Source organism: Ferroplasma sp. Type II (assembly GCF_000496155.1).
The window spans coordinates 1-3,274 of record NZ_KI542812.1 but is presented as its reverse complement, the minus strand read 5'-3'; the positions used below and the strand labels follow the sequence as shown (position 1 = coordinate 3,274).

General features: G+C 39.5%; 5 protein-coding genes and 1 pseudogene. 2 read left to right on the top strand and 4 right to left on the bottom strand.

The annotated features are described in order from the left end of the window. Together AMDU4_RS12850 and AMDU4_RS12845 are read left to right on the top strand one after the other, a co-directional pair. Positions 1 to 218 (top strand): annotated as a pseudogene (locus AMDU4_RS12850) (phosphoribosylformylglycinamidine cyclo-ligase); the annotation flags it as partial. Positions 219 to 276: 58 nt separating this feature from the next. Continuing rightward, positions 277 to 630, top strand: coding sequence for a hypothetical protein (locus tag AMDU4_RS12845; RefSeq protein ID WP_021788365.1), 354 nt, complete (start codon positions 277 to 279; stop codon positions 628 to 630). Between the two features lie 11 nt (positions 631 to 641). On the opposite strand, the gene AMDU4_RS12840 is transcribed toward AMDU4_RS12845, so the two are convergent. From AMDU4_RS12840 to AMDU4_RS12825, 4 genes are all read right to left on the bottom strand, one after another. Continuing rightward, positions 642 to 980, bottom strand: a complete 339-nt coding sequence (locus AMDU4_RS12840) for a carboxymuconolactone decarboxylase family protein (protein WP_021788364.1) — start codon at positions 978 to 980, stop codon at positions 642 to 644. Continuing rightward, positions 981 to 1,595 (bottom strand): peroxiredoxin, encoded by a 615-nt coding sequence (locus AMDU4_RS12835; RefSeq protein WP_021788363.1) that lies wholly within the window; start codon positions 1,593 to 1,595, stop codon positions 981 to 983. Positions 1,596 to 1,662: 67 nt separating this feature from the next. After that, positions 1,663 to 1,887: a winged helix DNA-binding protein gene (locus AMDU4_RS12830; RefSeq protein ID WP_290705378.1), complete on the bottom strand. Its 225-nt coding sequence runs from the start codon at positions 1,885 to 1,887 to the stop codon at positions 1,663 to 1,665. A gap of 276 nt (positions 1,888 to 2,163) precedes the next feature. Continuing rightward, on the bottom strand, positions 2,164 to 3,274 hold a 1,111-nt coding region (locus tag AMDU4_RS12825; RefSeq protein WP_021788362.1), incomplete at its 5' end, for an IS1634 family transposase.

Below are 3,274 nucleotides of genomic sequence, written 5' to 3'. Positions count from 1 at the left end.
TCCTGCGCCTGATGGATTTGGGAAATCTATCATTCAGTGAAATGTTCGAAATATTTAACATGGGTATGGGATATATTGTTATAATAGATCCTGAAAGTAAAACAGACTTTTTAAACACAGTAAGAAACCGTGTTCCAGTTAAAGAAATCGGGCATGTGGAGAACGGAAGCGGAATTGTAATTCCTGAATATTCAGTGGAAATGCACGGATATTATTAATTTTTTTAGTTTTAAAATATACAATCAGCTTAAATTTTTTGTTATATTTACCTTAGTTATGAAAGTAGCATGCGTAGTAGACGATGAAAATATGTTGAGCCCGCTGGAATATGGCAATTCAATATTCCTTATTGACGATGAGACTAAGAAGATAGAAGAATACGAAAACCCTGGATTTGGAAGAACACATGGTGGAAGGGAGGTTGCCATGGCCGGAATTCTCTCACTAAAACCGGACGTTTTCATAGTGACCGAAAACTCACTTTGTCCCGGTTCATATAATATGTCCCTTGGAAAGGTAAAATATGCTGTTACAGAGGAAAAACCCATTTCTGATGTAATAAAAAATATTGAAGAACTTGAAGGCAAGGCTGTTGAAGAATTAGAGCCAGTGCTTTACAGAGAGCATTAAAAATAATTATCTTATTTTTTATAAATTTTTTCTATAGCATCCAGCAGATTATTAAGTTCCATCATTGCCTGTGAACCATACATAAGTACAGTTACATAACCCGTCTCCATCAACTCTTTTTTTGTTGCTCCTGCATCCCTTGCTGCCTTCACATGATATGAAATGCACCATTCACATCTGGCTGCGATACTTAGTGCCAGCGCAATCAATTCTTTCTGCTTTACTGTAAGCACCCCAGGGGCCATTGTGTTCTGCATGAGCCCCATAAATGCATTCATGTATGCCTTGTTGTCGCCTGTTATTTCCTGCATTACTCTTCCAACTTCTTCTATTTTTTTCTCAGGATCCATTTATTCCACACTCTCATATTTTAAATACCACGTCTTGCTGCCATTCTTCTCTCTTTTTATAGCTTCTTCCAGTGTTCCAGGTGCTGAAACTATTCCATCTCCACCTGGTTGCCAGTTGACCGGGGTCGCCAGCTTTCTATTCCAGTTCATCTTAAGCGCCTTAACAGAACGCATAATTTCATCAATGTTTCTGCCCGTCTCTGCAGGGTAATATATCATTAACCTTACCACCATGTTTGGGTCTATAATGAATACACCCCTTACAGTTGACCCTGTTTTTTCATCCATCAGGTTATACTCCCTGGCAACATCTTTGTTTATATCTGCTATTACCGGAAAAGGTATTTCCACCCCAAATTTTTCCCTTATGTCTTTCATCCACTGGATATGGCTATAGATGCTGTCAACACTCAATCCAATTAACTCAACATTCATCTTTTTAAATTCCTCATATCTCCTGGCAAATTCCATGAATTCTGTAGTGCACACTGGAGTAAAATCTGCCGGGTGTGAAAATAGTATGACCCACTTTCCCTTATAACTCTCCAGATCCAGCGGTCCCTTCGTCGTGTTAACAATGAAGCCGGGTGCTTTCTGACCTAAATACACTGCCATATTATCACTTTATACGGCTATGGAAAAATTCTATAATAAAATTGGTTAAGATGCAAAATTTGCACCATTATTCATTTATAGTGATGCAGTAAAACCTCTGCCTTGTGTCAGAAAGGCATACGTTTATTTCTATCAACCCCATCTGTTTTAATTTTTTTACAGAATATAGAACGGATCTCTTAGAAAGCCCAGTACTTTCCATGATCTGGCAGAGCCTTGCAATCTTTAATTGCCTCAGCGTAATTAATACCAGCCTTGTTGAAGGGGTTAGCATTTTAAGTCCCTGATCCATGGGGTTATAGCATTTATCCTCTTATTATATTTTTGTTAGGTGCAACGTTACTGATTTCTTAATTTATGTAATAATATCATTAAATATGATAGAGGAAGATTACAGAAACGTTTCCTGTGGTGGAGATCCTTTCAACTTTCTTATGTCCACAATAAAATCCATCCAGTTGGACATTAAATCAAGTGATTCTGTGAAAGTTATGATTATCTCTAGTTTACAATGATATAACATGCAGAATTCCAGATAGTCAGTCATTTACGCATTTTTTATGAGATTTTACGCCTGTTTTTTTGTATTACCCACCATCTTATTGAAGAATGGTTTCAGCTTGAGTATGTCCATTAACTGTTCCGCATCCTGATCCATCTCGCTTAGGCTCCATTCCAGTTTCCTGTTTTCGTATAATGTTCCTACTGCATGTACATTCCTCAGGATCTCCAATGCCCTCTCCCCGGTCATGCCCATCCCTGAATTCTTCAGCTTGAGCCTCAGGATACGCAGTGCAAGCAATGCAATGACGCATATGAATATGTGAAGGGATATCTGCTGGTCTGTCCATGTGAATATTGGCGTCACCGATATGTTGTCGTCATAGTTCATCTTCCTGAAGCCATCCTCTATGATCCACCTATCCTTGTAATGCTCTATAATGGATGATGTTTCCATGTCTAGCCTGTCGGTAAACAGGACATTCTTGCCGAACATGAAATCAACCAGATCCTTCTTCTCTGTTATTGTTACGGAGAATGTGCCACTGCCATCTATTTCATAGTCGATGTACCTGTTCATCTTCTTCTCCTTCAGGTATGTGTCTATTGTCTTCCTCATCCTCTCTATATTTCTCTTCCTTCTTGACTTATTCGCATCTGCAATGTAACCATTGATATATGCCCTGCACTTCTCTATCTTGCCGGTGAAAGCCTTATCCTTCCTGGTTGCCAATGCCGGATTGTATGTTATCACGATTGTATGGTCCTTCCCGTAGACATTTGCGGTTGTCCTGTAATACATGGTATTATCATCCAGTTTCCTGTATTCGTCCATGGGTATCTTCAGGAGATCTTTCTGTGTTGATGGCCTCAAAGCACCGATATAATGGTATTTCATGCCGTTTATGTTGTCATTGCTGTTATTGCCCTTGTCCATTATGACCGTTATATCCTCAATGCTCTCCGTGAACTCCTTATAATTCTTCACATAATCCAGGAAGCCATGGAATATCTCCACATCGCCTTTATTTGCCTCGTATGTGCCATGAAGCAATGGTATTCCCTGCGAATCCACGAGAAGCCATAGGGCAACATGCATCAGGTCATTCCTGTGCACCTTGCTGTGTGTCTTTTTTGCAATTTCCCCGCCATATGCATACTGGTCTATGAATGTCGGA

Coding starts and splice junctions, on each gene's coding strand:
- AMDU4_RS12830 (WP_290705378.1), bottom strand. CDS start 1,887: ATGGATCAGGGACTTAAAATGCTAACCCCTTCAACAAGGCTGGTATTA.
- AMDU4_RS12845 (WP_021788365.1), top strand. CDS start 277: ATGAAAGTAGCATGCGTAGTAGACGATGAAAATATGTTGAGCCCGCTG.
- AMDU4_RS12835 (WP_021788363.1), bottom strand. CDS start 1,595: ATGGCAGTGTATTTAGGTCAGAAAGCACCCGGCTTCATTGTTAACACG.
- AMDU4_RS12840 (WP_021788364.1), bottom strand. CDS start 980: ATGGATCCTGAGAAAAAAATAGAAGAAGTTGGAAGAGTAATGCAGGAA.